General features: G+C 45.1%; 1 protein-coding gene. It reads left to right on the forward strand.

Features of this window, described 5'->3' with window-relative positions; translation table 11 throughout:
- Positions 1-543, forward strand: a 543-nt coding sequence (locus tag R8O11_RS28185; RefSeq protein ID WP_318194994.1) for a VC0807 family protein, incomplete at its 5' end; no start/stop codon positions are given.
- Positions 544-672 lie beyond the last annotated feature (129 nt).

The raw sequence follows: 672 nt of genomic DNA on the forward strand, positions 1-672 counted from the left end.
GGCGGTATGGATCTCATCCGCAACAAGAAATTTAACTTTATCTCAGCACTTGGTTTTATCAGCGTATTATTAACTGGTGGCATCGGCTTGTTGGAGCTTGATACTCGCTGGTTAGCCTTGAAAGAAGCCTTGATTCCCGGCCTGATCGGCATCGCGGTATTGGGCTCCACTTTTACCCGCTACCCATTGATGCAAAAAATGGTATTGAACGACACGGTTTTGAACCTCGCGTTGATTAACGAGCGTTTGAGAGAAAATGGTAAAACCGATGCGTTCGAACGTTGCCTAATGTCTTCGAACTACTTGTTCGCAAGCACCTTTGCATTCTCATCTGCAATGAACTACTTCCTTGCTACGTGGATCGTCACCAGTCCATCAGGCACTGCAGCCTTCAATGAAGAGCTCGGTAAGTTGACACTTTACAGCTACCCAATGATCGCCATTCCTAGCATGTTGATGATGTTTGGTATTTTTTACTACATTTGGCGTCAAATTCGCGCGATGACGTCTCTTGAAACTGAACAAATTTTCCACATAAAGTAAAACCTCAGCACTCGAAATACTAAGGGGAAGAGCCCTCTTCCCCTATCTTCCACCCGCCCTTTTCTATTCCATAGCTTTCCATTTAGATTCACTCATCCGTCACTCAGTGTTGACCACGTTCACATTGAC

Source organism: Vibrio sp. 1288 (assembly GCF_033344475.1).